The 14,961-nt window shown below is 66.4% G+C and carries 14 protein-coding genes; 8 read left to right on the top strand and 6 right to left on the bottom strand.

Annotated elements, in window-relative coordinates; translation table 11 throughout:
* Nucleotides 1-124 precede the first annotated feature (124 nt).
* Together epmB and FCE95_RS01380 are read left to right on the top strand one after the other, a co-directional pair.
* On the top strand, nt 125-1,138 hold the full coding sequence (gene epmB, locus FCE95_RS01385) for an EF-P beta-lysylation protein EpmB (RefSeq protein ID WP_137265211.1): 1,014 nt from the start codon (nt 125-127) through the stop codon (nt 1,136-1,138).
* An 88-nt stretch (nt 1,139-1,226) separates the two neighbouring features.
* Nucleotides 1,227-3,305, top strand: a complete 2,079-nt coding sequence (locus FCE95_RS01380; RefSeq protein ID WP_137265210.1) for an EAL domain-containing response regulator — start codon at nt 1,227-1,229, stop codon at nt 3,303-3,305.
* A 45-nt stretch (nt 3,306-3,350) separates the two neighbouring features.
* On the opposite strand, the gene htpX is transcribed toward FCE95_RS01380, so the two are convergent.
* Nucleotides 3,351-4,247: a protease HtpX gene (gene htpX, locus FCE95_RS01375; RefSeq protein WP_137265209.1), complete on the bottom strand. Its 897-nt coding sequence runs from the start codon at nt 4,245-4,247 to the stop codon at nt 3,351-3,353.
* A gap of 98 nt (nt 4,248-4,345) precedes the next feature.
* On the opposite strand from htpX, the gene gluQRS reads away from it, so the two are divergent.
* From gluQRS to phbB (FCE95_RS01350), 5 genes are all read left to right on the top strand, one after another.
* Nucleotides 4,346-5,257, top strand: a complete 912-nt coding sequence (gluQRS, locus tag FCE95_RS01370; RefSeq protein WP_137265208.1) for a tRNA glutamyl-Q(34) synthetase GluQRS — start codon at nt 4,346-4,348, stop codon at nt 5,255-5,257.
* Nucleotides 5,258-5,302: 45 nt separating this feature from the next.
* Nucleotides 5,303-6,043 carry a beta-ketoacyl-ACP reductase gene (gene phbB / locus FCE95_RS01365; RefSeq protein WP_137265207.1) on the top strand — a complete coding sequence of 247 codons (741 nt, stop codon included), beginning with the start codon at nt 5,303-5,305 and terminating at the stop codon, nt 6,041-6,043.
* A complete protein-coding gene (locus FCE95_RS01360; protein ID WP_137265206.1) occupies nt 6,018-6,722 on the top strand; it encodes an SH3 domain-containing protein in 705 nt (234 codons plus the stop codon). The genes phbB (FCE95_RS01365) and FCE95_RS01360 overlap by 26 nt, the downstream gene beginning before the upstream one ends.
* A gap of 127 nt (nt 6,723-6,849) precedes the next feature.
* Nucleotides 6,850-7,338 carry a polyhydroxyalkanoate synthesis repressor PhaR gene (gene phaR, locus FCE95_RS01355; protein ID WP_137265205.1) on the top strand — a complete coding sequence of 163 codons (489 nt, stop codon included), beginning with the start codon at nt 6,850-6,852 and terminating at the stop codon, nt 7,336-7,338.
* Between the two features lie 153 nt (nt 7,339-7,491).
* Complete coding sequence (gene phbB, locus FCE95_RS01350) at nt 7,492-8,232, top strand: acetoacetyl-CoA reductase (protein WP_137265204.1); 741 nt, start codon at nt 7,492-7,494, stop codon at nt 8,230-8,232.
* A 232-nt stretch (nt 8,233-8,464) separates the two neighbouring features.
* Here phbB (FCE95_RS01350) and FCE95_RS01345 read toward each other — a convergent pair whose 3' ends face one another.
* From FCE95_RS01345 to FCE95_RS01335, 3 genes are read right to left on the bottom strand one after another with little or no spacing between them, the layout of a single operon-like run.
* Complete coding sequence (locus tag FCE95_RS01345; RefSeq protein ID WP_137265203.1) at nt 8,465-8,647, bottom strand: hypothetical protein; 183 nt, start codon at nt 8,645-8,647, stop codon at nt 8,465-8,467.
* Nucleotides 8,644-9,528 carry a M48 family metallopeptidase gene (locus FCE95_RS01340; RefSeq protein ID WP_137265202.1) on the bottom strand — a complete coding sequence of 295 codons (885 nt, stop codon included), beginning with the start codon at nt 9,526-9,528 and terminating at the stop codon, nt 8,644-8,646. The genes FCE95_RS01345 and FCE95_RS01340 overlap by 4 nt, the downstream gene beginning before the upstream one ends.
* Before the next feature lie 20 nt (nt 9,529-9,548).
* On the bottom strand, nt 9,549-11,438 hold the full coding sequence (locus FCE95_RS01335) for a formylglycine-generating enzyme family protein (protein ID WP_137265201.1): 1,890 nt from the start codon (nt 11,436-11,438) through the stop codon (nt 9,549-9,551).
* Nucleotides 11,439-11,553: 115 nt separating this feature from the next.
* On the opposite strand from FCE95_RS01335, the gene rnd reads away from it, so the two are divergent.
* Nucleotides 11,554-12,633: a ribonuclease D gene (rnd, locus tag FCE95_RS01330; protein WP_137265200.1), complete on the top strand. Its 1,080-nt coding sequence runs from the start codon at nt 11,554-11,556 to the stop codon at nt 12,631-12,633.
* Nucleotides 12,634-12,680: 47 nt separating this feature from the next.
* On the opposite strand, the gene FCE95_RS01325 is transcribed toward rnd, so the two are convergent.
* Together FCE95_RS01325 and FCE95_RS01320 are read right to left on the bottom strand one after the other, a co-directional pair.
* A complete protein-coding gene (locus FCE95_RS01325; RefSeq protein ID WP_137265199.1) occupies nt 12,681-13,418 on the bottom strand; it encodes a M15 family metallopeptidase in 738 nt (245 codons plus the stop codon).
* Nucleotides 13,378-14,949, bottom strand: coding sequence for a serine hydrolase domain-containing protein (locus tag FCE95_RS01320; protein WP_137265198.1), 1,572 nt, complete (start codon nt 14,947-14,949; stop codon nt 13,378-13,380). Before FCE95_RS01320 ends, FCE95_RS01325 begins: the two co-directional genes overlap by 41 nt.
* Nucleotides 14,950-14,961: the final 12 nt, after the last annotated feature.

Raw genomic sequence — 14,961 nt, 5'->3', positions numbered from 1 at the left:
TGGAACTCCTGCGGAAAATATTGCGGATAAGCCGGGGAATCCGCCGCAGCCGGGGCGCGGCGGATAGAATGGAGGCTGGCCCGAGCCGCCGCTGGCGGCCTGTGGCGATGAATCCAAGACGCGAATGATACCCGCAGCCCCCCTTTCCTTGCAGCGCGAGGCCGCCCCGCGCTGGCAGCAACTCTGGCGCGACGCCGTGCGCGACCCGCGCGAATTGCTGTCCCTGCTGGATTTGCGCGCCTCGGACCTGGCGCTTGCGGACGCCGCCGCGGCGCAATTCCCGCTGCGCGTGCCGCGCGGGTTCGTGGCCCGGATGCGGCGCGGCGATCCGCACGATCCGTTGCTGCGCCAGGTATTGCCGATCGGGGACGAAGATTTGCGGGTGCCCGGCTTCGCCTTGGATGCGGTGGGCGATGCCGCCGCTCGCGCCGGCGAAGGCGTGATCCGCAAATACCGCGGCCGCGCCCTGCTGATCGCCACCGGCAGCTGCGCCGTGCATTGCCGCTACTGCTTCCGCCGCCATTTCCCGTACGCCGAGGAAACCGCGGCGCGCGACGGCTGGGGGGCGGCCGTGGACGCGATCGCGGCCGACCCCGGCATCGACGAGGTCATCCTGTCCGGCGGCGACCCGCTGTCCCTGGCCACGTCCAAGCTGGAAGAACTGACCCGGGCCTTGGCCGCCATCCCGCATCTGCGCCGATTGCGCATCCACACCCGCCTGCCGATCGTGCTGCCCGAGCGCGTCGACCCGGGCCTGCTCGCCTGGCTGCGCGGCCTGCCCTGGCCAGTGGCCGTGGTCGTCCACGCCAACCACGCCAACGAATTCGATGCCGCCGTCGATGCCGCGATGGCCGACCTGCGCGCCGCCGGCGCCGCCCTGCTCAACCAGGCCGTGCTGCTGCGCGGCGTGAACGACAGCGTCGAAGCCCTCGCCGCCTTGAGCGAACGAGGCTATGCGGCCGGCGTCCTGCCTTACTACTTGCACCAGCTGGACCGGGTGCAAGGCGCGGCCCATTTCGAGGTGCCGGACGAACGCGCCCGCGCCCTGCACGCGGCCTTGGTAGCGGCTCTGCCAGGCTATCTGGTCCCGAAACTGGTGCGGGAAGTGGCCGGCGACACCGCCAAACGTGCGCTGTGACCGGTTATTTTCCCCACCGCATCAATGTATTGCAGAGAGGGTTTGATGTATTTTGACTTCTGGCGAGACCGGCAGGGGGACTAGGCGGATGCAGATCGGCAGGGAAACGACCGTGCGTTTGCTGGTGGTGGACGACAGCGTCGAAGACGCCGAAGCCATCGTCAGCGGCTTACGCAACGGCGGCCTGGCGGTACGTCCGTCGCGACCCGAAAACGCCCAGCAGCTCGCCGCGATGGTCGGTTCGCAGCCGCTGGATCTGGTCCTGGCCGCCAAGTCGGCCCGCCAGGTCAGCGCCACCGAAGCCATGGCCATCATCGACGCCAGCGGCAAGGACCTGCCGATGATCCTGGTGCTGGACCAGGTCGACGAGAAGACTGTGCTGGAAGCGATCGCGCTGGGCGCGCGCAAGATCGCGCTGCGCGGGCAGATCGACCAGATCCGCCACGTGGTGCAAAGCGAATACATCGACCTGGAAGCCCGCCGCGGCCTGCGCCGCCTCGAAGCCCAGGTACGCGAGACCGAACGCCGTTGCGATGCGCTGATCGCCTCCTCGCGCGACCCGATCGCCTACGTGCACGAAGGCATGCATATCCGCGCGAACGACGCCTACCTGGAGATGTTCGGCTTCGAATCCTTCGAGGACATTGAAGGCATGTCGCTGCTCGACCTCGTCGCGCCGGCCCACGTCGAGAAGTTCAAGCAATTGTTGAAAGGTTTGAGCAAGGGCGAAGCGCCGCCGCCGCGCTACGAACTGGAAGCGCGCGGCATCGACGGTAATGTTTTCCCGGCAGTGATGGAATTCACCGCGGCCACCTACGAGGACGAACCCTGCCAGCAGATCGTCTTCCGCCGCCAGGAAGCCGACCCGGCCTTGGCGCGCGAAGTGGAAGAACTGCGCCGCCGGGACCAGGTCACCGGTCTGCTCAATCGCCAGACCTTCCTGCTGTCGCTGGAATCGGCGGTGGCCGAGGCCGCGCAGAGCGGCGCCAACCATGGCCTGCTGCTGGTCGAACCCGATCACCATCAGCAGTTGCTGCAGGAACTCGGTCTGGATGCCGGCGACGCCTTGATCGCGGGAATCGCGGAGCGGCTGCGTCCGCTGCTCGGCCCCAACGACGAGGCCGCGCGCTTCGGCGAACACAATTTCGCCGTGCTCTCGCGCGGCAGCGACCATGCCCACACCGCGCGCCTGGCGGAAACGATCCGCGCCGGCTTGGCCGACGCCGTGGTCGATATCGGCGCGCGTTCGCTGAGCGTAACCGCGAGCATCGGCGGCGTGCAGATCAGCGAACGCATCGCCAGCCTGCCGCAGGTGCTGGCGCGCGCGAATCAAGGCCTGCAATCCTCGGTCGGGGTCGGCGGCAACCGCGCCGAAATCTTCGATCCGGGCGCGCTCGACCGTGCCGAAGAGGAACGCATCGAAGCCTGGCTGGCGCGCATCCGCGCGGCGCTGGCGAACGACAGCTTCATCCTGCACTACCAGCCGGTGATCAGCCTGCAGGGCGAACCGGGCGCCATGTACGAAGCCTATCTGCGCTTGGACGGCGGCGACGGCGAGCTGGTGTTCCCGCAGACCTTCCTGCCCATCGCCGAAGAGAACGGGCTGATCGGCGAGATCGACCGCTGGGTGGTCAAACATGCCATCCGCACCATCGGCGAACGCGCCCGCAGCGGCAAGCCCGTGCAACTGCTGGTCAAGATCACCCAGGCTTCGCTGGACGGCGACGGCATGCTGAAGCTGATTGCGGACGAGCTGGCCGCGCAGAAGGTCGACGGCGCCCAGCTGATCCTGCAATTGCCCGAGTCGAAAGTGTTCACCCACTTGAAGCCCGCTCAGGATTTCCTGGAAGGCGCGAAGCGGCTCGGTGTGCGGGTGGGCTTGGAGCAGTTCGGCTCCGGATTGAATTCGATGCAGCTGCTGTCCCACTTCAGCCCTGCTTTCGTCAAGATCGACCGCGCTTTCATGCTCGACCTGTCCAAGAGCCCCGAACAGCAGAGCCGCATCCGCGAGATCGCCGACACCGCCCGCGACCGCGACATCAAGACCGTCGCCGAATTCGTGCAGGACGCGGCCAGCATGACCTTCCTGTTCTCCGGCGGCGTGGATTACGTGCAGGGCCATTTCCTGGCGATGGCCGGGCCCGAGATGAATTACGAGTTCGAGTAACCAAGCCTGTGTAAAAAAAGCCCGCCTTTCGGCGGGCTTTTTCGATCAGGCCGCCAATCCGGCCCTGAGCGATTCTTCCGGCGCGCTGCGCAACGCCGCGATGCGTTCCTCCAGCGGCGGGTGGCTCAGCAGCAGCTTGCGCAAGCCGTGGCCGATGGCGCCGCTGATGCCGAACGCCGCTACCTGTTTGGGCAACGTGTTCTCGCCGTGGTTCAGCGACAGCTTTTCCAGCGCGGCGATCATCTTGCCGCGGCCGGCCAGCGCGGCGCCGCCGGCGTCGGCGCGGAATTCGCGGCGGCGCGAGAACCACATCGCGATCATGCTCGCGAACAGGCCGAACACCATGTCCAGCACGAACACCGTGACGAAATAGCCGATGCCGCCGCCGCTGCTGCGGCCGCCGCTCAGGTAGCCGTCGATGATGCGGCCGACGACGCGGGCCAGCACGATCACGAAAGTGTTCAGCACGCCCTGCAGCAAGGCCATCGTCACCATGTCGCCGTTGGCGACGTGGCTGACTTCGTGGCCGAGCACGGCTTCCGCTTCGTCGCGGTCCAGATTGCGCAGCAAGCCGGTCGACACCGCGACCAAAGCGTTGTTGCGGTTGGCGCCGGTGGCGAACGCGTTGATTTCAGGCGCGTCGTAGATGGCGACTTCCGGCATGCCGATGCCGGCCGCCGCGGCTTGGCGCTGCACGGTCTCGACCAGCCAGCGCTCGGCTTCGTTGCGCGGCTGCTCGATCACGTAGGCGCCGGTGGCGCGCTTGGCGACGAACTTGGACATCAGCAGCGAGATCAGCGAGCCGCCGAAGCCGAACACGGCGGCCATGATCAGCAGGCCCGCGCCGCTGCCGGCGTTGACGCCCAGGATCGACATCACGATGCTGAGCAGGGCCAGCACCGCTAGATTGGTGGCGAGGAACAAAGCGATACGTTTGAACATCGTCGGTATTTCCGTCATGCACGTCGGGGAAAACGCGCGCCAATCGAAATTGTGGCTGCGGCCGGTTAAATTCAAGTCTTCGCCCATCTGAAGCCGCCGTGCCGCAGAACTCGTCGACCTACCGGGGCCGCTTCGCGCCCTCGCCCACCGGACCGCTGCATTTCGGCTCGCTGCTCGCCGCATTGGGCAGCTGGCTGATGGCGCGGCAGGCCGGCGGCGTTTGGCTGGTGCGTGTGGAAGACCTGGATCCGCCGCGCGAAGTGCCCGGCGCGGCTGAACGGCAGCTGGCCGCGTTGCGCGCTTTCGGTTTGGAATCCGACGAGACGATCGTCCACCAGAGCGAACGCGGCGCGCTGTACCAAGCCGCGCTCGACCGTTTGCTGGCCAGCGGCGACGCCTTCGTCTGCCATTGCAGCCGCAACGATCTGGCCGACGACGGCGGCATCCATCGCACCTGCATCGCCGCGCGAACCCGGCCCGATCCCGCGATCCGTTTCCGAGTTCCCGACGGCACCGTCTTGGAATTCGACGACGCGATCCAAGGCCCGTTCGCGCAGAACGTCGCCGCCGACGTCGGCGATTTCGTCCTGCGCCGCGCCGACGGGTTATGGGCCTACCAACTGGCCGTGGTCGTCGACGATGCGGCGCAAGGCATCACCGACGTGGTGCGCGGCGCCGACCTGCTCGATTCCACCCCGCGCCAGATCCTGCTGCAACGCGCGCTCGGCTTGCCGATACCGCGCTACGCCCACCTGCCGCTGGTGCTGGGCGAGGACGGCCGCAAGCTGTCCAAATCGACGGCAGCGCTGCCGGTCGACCCGGCCGATCCCCTGCCCGCCCTGCATGCCGCCTGGCGGGCTCTGGGCCAAGAACCGTTGCCCTCGGACGCGGCGACGCCGGCCGCGCTGCTCGGCTCCATGCGCGAACGTTACGATCCTTCCCGTTTGCCGCGAACGCCGGCCCTCTCTCTCGCCGCGCTGCACAACGTCCGCGACACGAAGCGTGACTAGAATCGGGACGAATCCCCCATTCGCACGCACCTCACGGAGAACGGCATGACCCCTCGCATCGCACTCGTCACCGGCGGCACCGGCGGCATCGGCACGGCCATCGTCAAGCGCCTGGCCGACTTGGGGCATAAGGTGGCGACGAACTACCGCAACGAGGAAAAAGCCAAGGCCTGGCAGGAACAGATGAAGGCCGCCGGCTACGACGTGACCCTGGTGAAGGGCGACGTCGGTTCTCCCGAGGAAGCCGAAGCGCTGGTGCGCGAAGTCGAGGCCAAGCTCGGCCCGGTCGACATCCTGGTCAACAACGCCGGCATCACCCGCGACACCACTTTCCACAAGATGACCCCGCAGCAATGGAGCGAGGTGATCAACACCAACCTGAACTCGGTCTACAACATGACCCGCCCGGTGATCGAAGGCATGCGCGACCGCAAATGGGGCCGGGTCATCCAGATCAGTTCGATCAACGGCCAGAAAGGCCAGTACGGCCAAGCCAACTACGCCGCCGCCAAGGCCGGCATGCACGGTTTCACCATTTCCCTGGCGCAGGAAAACGCCCGCTTCGGCATCACCGTCAACACCGTGTCGCCCGGTTACATCGGCACCGATATGGTGATGGCCGTGCCCGAGGACGTGCGCGCCAAGATCGTCGCCCAGATTCCCACCGGCCGTCTCGGCAGCCCCGAGGAAATCGCCTACGCCGTGGCCTTCTTCATCCCGGACGAGGCCAGTTGGATCACCGGCGCGAACTTGTCGGCCAATGGCGGTCAATACATGGGCTGGTGACCCGAAGACCACGACGGCGATGCCGGAACGCGTAACGAAAACGCTGGCGGTGGGCTGTCTATGGCTCTGCGCGACTTTTGCGCAGGCCGCGACGGCGACGCTATCGCCTCCCGATCTCGCCGATCTGGATCCGCAGGTCCGGCATGCGGTCGCCGAGTTCGAACGGATCGTCACCGATCGGGATTTAGACGCATTCGAACGCCATATCGCAGCCGACGCCAAGATGAGTTTCGGTGGCGATGGACCGGGCGCCGCCGGCTTACGCGAGGTTTGGAACCCGCAACGTCCGGACACGGAACTTTGGCGCGAACTGGATCGGATCGTAGCCCTGGGAGGGGTACAAAGCTCGGAAAACGGCAAGCTAGTTTGGTCCGCGCCCTACCCCGCATTCGCCGGTCCGGACGATCTTTATGAAGACCCGTTTTCGACGTTCATCGTCACCGGCACTCGAGTCGCGCTGCGGAGTGCGCCCGACGCGGGCGCGGACGTTCTGGCGCGCGTCGACTACGCCGTGCTGAACAGCGACTGCGAAGGGACCGAACACTGGATTTGCGTCCGTTGGGACGGCAGGCCGGCCTACGTGCATGAATCCGTAGTGCGCTCTCCGGTAGACCATCGTCTATCCATGGAAATCGCCGACGGCGATTGGAAGATCGCCTACTTCGTAGCCGGAGATTGACCCCGTACCCGCCGAACAGGCGAGTTTCCATACCGGTCAGTACAGTCTGGCCCGCCCTATGGCCGCAATGTTGCAAGGCCTGCTGCACTGCGCCATGCTCGGCCCCCAGCTCAGGGCGGATCCACGCATGGCAGCCAACCGCATCATCAAGAAATACCCGAACCGCCGTCTTTACGACACCGAGATCTCCAGCTACATCACGATCGAAGACGTGCGCCAGCTGATCGTCGACGGCGAAGAATTCGAAGTCCGCGACGCCAAGACCGGCGAAGACCTGACCCGCCAAGTCCTGTTGCAGATCATCGCCGAGCACGAACAGGACGGCGAGCCGATGCTGTCCACCCAATTGTTGAGCCAGCTCATCCGTTTCTACGGCGATTCGCTGCAGGGCTTCATGGGCAGCTATCTGGAACGTTCGATGCAGATGTTCCTGGAACAGCAGAACCAGTTCCGCCAGCAGATGGGCAGCATGCTCGGCCAGACGCCGTGGGCGATGATGAACCAGCTCACCGAGCGCAATCTCGAGTTGTGGAAGCAATTCCAGCAGAACCTGGTCGGCGGCGCGGGCCGCGCGTCCGACGCGGCCAAAGACGCCGGCAAGCCGCGGGCGAAGTGATGCCCGCTCCGCGCCGCGCATCGCGCGGCTTTTCGCTTTCGCTTTGTAGAGCGGAGCTTGCTCCGCTGCTTTTCGCTGTCCGGCCGAGGACAGCGGAGCAAGCTCCGCTCTACAAAGCATAAGCACAGCACGACATCGACAGGGGACGAACTTATGAGCAAACGCGTGGCCGTGGTGAGCGGCGGCATCGGCGGGTTAGGCACGGAAATCTGCAAGACGCTGGCCGATGCGGGACGCACCGTGATCGCCGCGGACTTGGCCTCCCGGCCCGAACGCGTCGAAGCCTTCAAGCGCGAAATCGACGGCCGAGACGTGCATTTCGAAGCCCTGGACGTGGCCGATTTCGAAGCTTGCGGCGCGCTGGTCGAAAAAGTGAGGGCTGCGCACGGCTCGCTCGACATCCTGATCAACGCCGCCGGCATCACCCGCGACACCACCTTGCGCAAGATGGACCGCGTGCAATGGGACACGGTGCTCAACATCAACCTGGACGGCGTGTTCAACCTGTGCCGGCATGCGGTCGACGGCATGGCCGAACGCGGCTTCGGGCGCGTGGTGAACATCAGCTCGGTCAACGGCCAAACCGGCCAGTTCGGCCAGACCAACTATTCCGCGGCGAAGGCCGGCATGCACGGCTTCACCATGGCTCTCGCCCGCGAAGTCGCGCGCAAGGGCGTGACCGTGAATTCGGTGTCGCCGGGCTATTGCGAAACGGCGCTGGTGATGGCGATGCCGGAAGAGATCCGCAACGGCATCGTCGAGAAGGTCCCGGTCGGCCGCCTGGGCAGGCCCGACGAGATCGCGCGCACCGTCGCCTTCTTGACCGACGACGGCGCGGGCTTCATCACCGGCGCGAACATCCCCGTCAACGGCGGGCTGTTCATGAGCTTCTGACGCTTTGTCTTTTGTAGAGCGGAGCCTGCTCCGCTGCTCTTGCCTTTAGCCGTCATTCCCGCAAGGCGGGACCGTGAAGGCAGGATGCCGTAACGAACACTTGCGTAAATGGCCGAAGGGCGTACCGCACGAGCGGCATGTAATCCAGCGACTTTTGCTTCTCTAGACCGTCCCGAAGCGATCCGTCACCCCGCGCGCCCTCACCCAACCCTCTCCCGCAAGCGGGAGAGGGCTAAACCAGTTCTTCGGTGTAGCAATCCGGGGCCTTGCGTGCATCGCCTTCGTTCCAGCCGGCCGCGACGGTCTTCATCAGCGCTTCGAATTGCGCCTGCGTCGCCTGTCCGGCCTGCGCGGGCAGCGCGCACGCCGCCGCCCAACACGCCGCGAACAACAGGCGCGCCGCGATCGGCTTCATTGCTTGCAGTACTTCGCCCTGTACTCCATCGCCTTGGGCATCAACGCCTGCAGGTTCTTGATCCGTGTACCGGGATTTGGATGGGTGGAGGCGAACTCCGGCGGCGCTTGTCCGCCGCTATTGGCGCTCATCCGCTCCCACAACGGAATCGCTTCCTGCGGGTTGAAGCAGGCGGCGGCCGCCAGCATCAGGCCGACTTCGTCCGCTTGGGTCTCGTGGCCGCGCGCGTACGGCAGCATCATCCCGTAACCGTAAGCCGACATCACCATCTGCTGGGTCTGCGCGTCCATGCCGCTCATCGCGCCGGCCACCTGGCCCAATTGCGCCAACCGCTGCTGCGCCATGCGCTGCGCGCCGTGGCGCAACAGCGCGTGCGAGATCTCGTGGCCCATGACGATCGCCATCGCGTCCGCGTTCTGCGCCACCGGCACCAGGCCGGTGTAGACCGCCATCTTGCCGCCGGGCAGACAGAACGCGTTGGCCTGGTCGGATTGGATGACGTTCACTTCCCATTCGAAGCTACGCGAGAAATGCTGCGGCGGCTGGCCGTGTTCGGCGGCCAACGCGGTTTCGACGATGTCGACCTTGGCCACCAGGCGCTGCGCGATGTCGCGGATCTGCTTGGCGATCGCCGAATTCGGATCGACCGGCCGCTCCTGCTGCAGGATTTCCTGATAGGCCTGCAGGCCCAGCGCTTTCTCGTCCTCGGCCGACAGGCTGCGGTCGATGACCACTTTTTCGCCGGTCATCGGATCGGTGGTGCGGTTGGAGAACCAGTAATACGCCGCGTAACCGGCGAACAGCAGCAATACCCACCAACGGATGCCGCCGCTGCGGCGCATCCCGCCCTGTGCGCTGTTGCCGTATGGATCCATTCGCATGTCGCCCTCCCCGTTTAAAGCTACAGATCCCGCACCACCCGGAATCCCAATCTTGCGTTGGTGATGTCGCGCGACGCCGACATCCGCCAAGCCGAGCGCGTCTGCGCCGGCGAGCTGGCCCAGGAGCCGCCGCGGATCACGCGCGTCCGGCAACCGGGGTTGATCCATGCTCGCCCATCCGAAGGCGCGCGTCGATAGCCTTCGTGCCAGCAATCGGCGGTCCACTCGCTGACGTTGCCCGCCAGATCGTAAAGCCCGTACACGTTCGGCCTGCCGCCGGCCGGCGCCGGCCCCCAATGCCCGTCGCCGTAGCCGGCGAAGGCGTTGCTCCAATTGCGGCCCGACGGCGAGCGGTCGAGGCTGCCGGTCAGATTGCCCGAACCGGCCGGCGGACGGCCTTCGCCCCATGGCCAAGCGCCGTCGTTGCCGGCGCGCACCGCGTATTCGAATTCGGCCTCGCTCGGCAACCGGTAGCGGTGGCCGCTCTGGCGGGTGAGCCATTCGGTATAGGCCTCGGCATCGCCATGGCTGACGTGCAGCACGGGCGCATCGTCCGCCGCAGGATTGCCGACGTAGTCGCTTTGCCAATCCACCCCGCTGCGCCGCACGAAATTGCCGCTGCGCTCGTCGTAGACGATCGAATGGCCGCGCCGCTCGGCGCGCGCGCGATGCACGCCCGTTTGCATGAAGCGGCGGAATTCGGCCACCGTCACCTCGCTGCGCGACATCGCGAAGCCGCGCTCGAAGCGCACGTAATGCGACGGTTTTTCGGCCTTGGTCGAACCCGGCTCGTTGTCCTTGGCGCCCATCCGGAAACCGCCGTGCGGCACGACCACCATTTGCGGGCCGCGGCCGCCGTCGCGCAAGGCGTCGGTGAAGGCCTGACCGGGGCGGAAGAGTCCGTAATGAGCGGCCAACTCGATCCGCTCGCGCAAATCGGCCGCGGCGGCGTCGCCCGGTTCGGCGATGCGCAGCACGTCCGCCAGCTTGCGCCTGGCCAAAGCCAAGCCGTCGAAAGGTTTGGCCAAGGCGGCGATGCCTTCGTCGTGCCAGCGCGCCACCAGCATGGCGCGAGTGGCTTGCACCCGGGCCTGCGCATCGGCGATGGTGGCGCTGCCCGGACGCACCGCCGCAGCCAGCTTCAGCCAATAGCGCGCCGCGCCGAATTCGCCGCGCTCGGCGGCGCCTTCGGCACGGCGGATTAGTGCGCTTTCGACCGCGGCCATGCCCTGCATTGCGCGCGGTTGTTGCGGACGCAGCGCCAGCACCGCGCGGAACTTGCGCAGCGCGCCGTCGGTCGCTTCGCCGAGACGGCTGGCTTGCAGATCGCTTTCGCCCTGTTGATTCAATTGCAGCAGGCGGTCGGCCAGATCGACCTGGGTGAGATAGAGGATGGTTTCCGGCGCGGCGGGATCGACCGTGCGCGCGACCGCCGCGATCTCGTGCGCCTGCGCCAGCGCCTGCTCGTCTTCGTCGGTGCGCGCCAGTATCGCCTGGCCGGATTTCAGCAGGCCGGCCAGCGACCGCTTCAGCCCGTCGCGCGCCGCGGCATCGTCCGGAGCGATTTTGAGGACGGCCAAGTACAAGGGAATGGCCGATTGCGCGTCGGCGTACCAGCGCTGTTCCTTCGCGGCCTTGGCGGCTTCGCGCTTGGCCGCGTCCAGCTTGTCCGGCTGCAGATCCACGACCGGCGGCGTCCAATTCAGCAGGCCCGCGGCGCGATCGTCGCCGCTGATCGTCACGCTCGGCGCCGGCGCTTTCGCGGCCGGACGCGCGCCGCTCGTTTGCGGCTTCGGAGCCGGCTGTTCGCGGCCGCAGCCGGCGAAGCACAACGCGGACAGCGCCGCGAACGCTAGCGCGTGCCGGATACGGCGTTTCTCGCTGGCAACCGGAAGATCGGCGCGGACCATGGGCGCAGTTTACTGGGCGCGCCCCTTCCCGCCACCCGGCCGCATCGAGGGCCGCGATTGACAAGCACACGCCCCCCGCGGTTAGTCTCCGCCTCTTTCCCGCAAGAAGTTCCCTTTGTCGATCTGGATTTCCGACCCCGGCACGCTCGCCGACCGTATCGCCGCGCCGCCGGCGCGGATCGGACTGGACACCGAATTCATCCGCGAACGCACCTATTGGCCGCAACTGGCGCTGGTGCAGATCGCGATCGGCGGCGAGCTGCTGCTGGTCGACCCGCTGGTGCCGGGCATGGCCGCCACGCTGAAGCCGTTGCTGGAAAACTCCGCCGTGCTGAAGATCATGCACAGCGCCAGCGAAGACCTGGTGGCGCTGCAGCGCGGTTGCGATGCGATTCCGCAGCCGCTGTTCGACACCCAGATCGCCGCGGCGCTGGCCGGCATTGGCGCGGGCCTCGGCTACCAGCGCCTGGTGCAGGACCTGCTCGGGGTCGCGTTGCCCAAAGGCGAGACCCGTTCGGATTGGCTGCGCCGGCCGCTGTCGCCCGCGCAGTTGGAATACGCCGCCGACGACGTGCGCCATCTGTTCGCCCTGCACGATCGGCTCGAAAGCCGCTTGGGCGAACTCGGCCGCAGCGCCTGGTCGGCCGAAGACGCCGCCCGCCTGGTTGCCTCCGCCGCCAGCGACGGCGCCGACCGCTGGCCGCACCTGTCCATGCGCAGCGCGCAATTCCTGGACGCCGACTCGCAACGCCGATTGCTGCGTCTGCTGCGCTGGCGCGACCGGCAAGCGCGCGACAGCGACCGTCCGCGCAGTTGGATCCTGGACAACGAACTCGCCGCCCTGCTCGCGCGAACGCCGCCCGCGGACGCCGAAGCGCTGCAAGCGCAATTGGATGCGCATCCGAAAGCGCCGCGCAAACTCGGCCCGGCGATCTGGCGCGCCTTGACCACTCCGCTCGCGGAAGAGGCCGCGATGCCGCTCGCGAGCGCTTCCGAGCGCGACAAAGCACGCCTGAAGCGCATGCAGGATGCCGTGTCCGCCCGCAGCGCCGAATTGGGCTTGCCGGATGGCGTACTCGCCTCGCGGCGGTATCTGGAAGCGATGCTGGAAAGCGGGGCTTGGCCCGAGGCGTTGTCGGGTTGGCGTAAATCGCAGCTGGAAGGCGCGCTTGGGCCTTTGATCGCGAACGCGTAATGCCGTGCTCTTCCCTTCTCCCATCAGGAGAAGGAATTCAAAGCCCTCTACTTCACCGGAAAATCGAAAGCCATCCCCGGCGTCGGCTCCGGCTTGAACGTGAAGTGCCACCACTCCATCGGATAGTTCTCGAACCCTTGCTTGCCCATCGCATCGCGCAAACGGTGACGGTTCGCGATCTGCGCTGGGGTCGCTAGCGGCGAATCGGTATTGGCGATCGGGCCGAAGAAATCGAAGCCGGTGCCCATGTCGAGCGGTTCGCATCGGTTCGACGCATCGCAACTCAGCAGGGTCAGGTCGAGCGTCGCGCCGCGGCTGTGGCCGGAGGTCGGCGAAATGTAGCCGCCGACCAAGGCGCGCTTGTCCAGATCGGGGTAGTACTTCGGCTTCGTGCGCTGATCCTGTTCGTCCTGCACCCAGCGCATAAAATCCAGCACGGCGCGGCGCGGGCGGTAGCAGTCGAAGATCTTCAAGCGCAGGTTCTGCGCGCGCAAATCGGTTTCGACGCGCCGCAAACCCTCGGCGACCGGCCTATGCAGGAAACACTTGGGAGCGTCGTAGCCATCGACCGGACGCCCGACGAAATTGTCGGAACCGGCATAGCGGATTTCGAGCGCGATGTCCGGAACCAGCGATTGGATGTCGACCATGCCCGCCTCGGCCGCGACGGTGGCCGGGGATACTTTCACCGCAGGCGCCGACGCGCAGGCCGCCGCGGTCAGCGCCAGGGTGAAGACGGCGGGCTTAACGGCAATCGCCGATGCGTTCGAAATGCAGGTCTTCATAGTCGGAACTGAAATCCGCGTCCGGATCGGTCTTGGCCATCGTAAGCCGAATGGGCTTCGCTTTCGTATCGAAGTCGAGCCAAGCCTCGGTATCCATCCGGTCGCTGTCCCAATCCACCAGCAGGCGCTCGCCGACGCGCATCACCGCGCCCGTCATCGTCGGCGACTTGGCGGAAGCGAAAGTCACCGCCCCGGCTGGATTCGCGCAAATCGCCACCTCGCCGAACCAAGGGTCGCGATACACGCCCAAACGGCCCTTCGTTTCGCCCGCAGCAACAGGCTTGCGCGAAGAGGTATCTCGCAGCTTGCTCGCCGCCGTCGCCGCATGTTCCTCGCGGGCGATGGCTTCGGCGTAGTGAGCCACGCCGCGCTTCTCCGTCGGAGCGGTGAAATGCTTCACCAGCGCCTGAGTCAGCACGGTCCGCGCCTCTTCGGCATCGGCATTGATCAAAACGACGATGCCGATCTTCTTCTGCGGCAGCAGCGTCAACGCCGAATACATGCCGGACAGCGTGCCGGTGTGCGAGACCTTCCCAGTGCCGTCTACGTCGGTGAGCCGCCAGCCGTAGCCGTAGGCCGAAAAATGGCTGTTGTCCCATTCGCGCATGCGCTTGGACAGCGGCATCAAGGTGTGCGCGGTCCAGACCGCATCGCGCTGCGCCTGCGACAGCCAGGGCTTGCCGCCGATCAGGCCGCGCTGATCCGGCTGTAGCCACATTTGCGCCCAAGTCAGCATGTCGTTGAGACTGCAGCGGATGCCGCCGGCGGCGGCCATCGGGATGGCTTGGATCGTTTCCGGATCTGCATTCACCACCACGGCGCGATCATCGCGCCAGCCGTGCGGCTGGGCGACGTTGCCTACCTCCTTCCTATTCCACTCCCCTACCCGGCAGCGCTTCAGACCCAGCGGCTGGAACAATTCGCGGCGCACGAGTTCTTCGTAAGGCGCGCCGCCGGCCTTGGCGGCGACTTCGCCGGCGACGATGTAGAGCGTGTTGTCGTAGGCGTAGCGCGAGCGGAAGCTGTAAGTGGGCTTCAGATAGCCCAAACCCTTCAGCACGTCCGCGCGCTCGAAACGGTTGGGTTCGGGCCACAGCATCAGATCGCCGGCGCCCGCGCCCAAGCCGCTGTTGTGGATCAGCAGATCTCGTACCTGCAGCTGTTGCGTGACCCAAGGGTCGAACATGCGGAAATCCGGCAGGTATTTCACCACCGGGTCGTCCCACTTCAGCTTGCCCGCGTCGACTAGGCGCGCGAGTACCGCCGCAGTCATCGCTTTGCTGTTGGAGGCGATCTTGAAGATCGTATCGGCGTCGATTTTTTCGCCGGTGCCGACTTCCCGTTCTCCGGAAGTGCGGCGATAGACGATTTCGCCGTCGCGGACGATGCCGACGGCCAGGCCCGGCAGCTTGTAGCGGGCGACGGCGTCGTTGAAGACGGCGTCGAGCGCCGGATCGGCTGGCGCAGCGGCGAAAACCGTCGCTGAAAGCGCCGACAGAAACACGAGCGCAGCCGTCGCGAATGTCTTCATATGCCGTTGACC

The organism is Luteimonas gilva (assembly GCF_005239095.1).
Classification (GTDB): Bacteria; Pseudomonadota; Gammaproteobacteria; order Xanthomonadales; family Xanthomonadaceae; genus Luteimonas_C; species Luteimonas_C gilva.
The sequence above is the reverse complement of the archived record's forward strand: the minus strand, read 5'-3'. Positions and strand labels throughout refer to the sequence as shown.

Bases quoted from the DNA above. Each gene is read 5' to 3' on its own strand.
- FCE95_RS01360 (WP_137265206.1), top strand. From the start codon at position 6,018: ATGGCGGTCAATACATGGGCTGGTGACCCGAAGACCACGACGGCGATG.
- FCE95_RS01320 (WP_137265198.1), bottom strand. From the start codon at position 14,949: ATGAAGACATTCGCGACGGCTGCGCTCGTGTTTCTGTCGGCGCTTTCA.
- htpX (WP_137265209.1), bottom strand. From the start codon at position 4,247: ATGTTCAAACGTATCGCTTTGTTCCTCGCCACCAATCTAGCGGTGCTG.
- FCE95_RS01340 (WP_137265202.1), bottom strand. From the start codon at position 9,528: ATGCGAATGGATCCATACGGCAACAGCGCACAGGGCGGGATGCGCCGC.
- FCE95_RS01325 (WP_137265199.1), bottom strand. From the start codon at position 13,418: ATGAAGACCTGCATTTCGAACGCATCGGCGATTGCCGTTAAGCCCGCC.
- phbB (WP_137265207.1), top strand. From the start codon at position 5,303: ATGACCCCTCGCATCGCACTCGTCACCGGCGGCACCGGCGGCATCGGC.
- phaR (WP_137265205.1), top strand. From the start codon at position 6,850: ATGGCAGCCAACCGCATCATCAAGAAATACCCGAACCGCCGTCTTTAC.
- FCE95_RS01380 (WP_137265210.1), top strand. From the start codon at position 1,227: ATGCAGATCGGCAGGGAAACGACCGTGCGTTTGCTGGTGGTGGACGAC.
- FCE95_RS01345 (WP_137265203.1), bottom strand. From the start codon at position 8,647: ATGAAGCCGATCGCGGCGCGCCTGTTGTTCGCGGCGTGTTGGGCGGCG.
- FCE95_RS01335 (WP_137265201.1), bottom strand. From the start codon at position 11,438: ATGGTCCGCGCCGATCTTCCGGTTGCCAGCGAGAAACGCCGTATCCGG.
- epmB (WP_137265211.1), top strand. From the start codon at position 125: ATGATACCCGCAGCCCCCCTTTCCTTGCAGCGCGAGGCCGCCCCGCGC.
- phbB (WP_137265204.1), top strand. From the start codon at position 7,492: ATGAGCAAACGCGTGGCCGTGGTGAGCGGCGGCATCGGCGGGTTAGGC.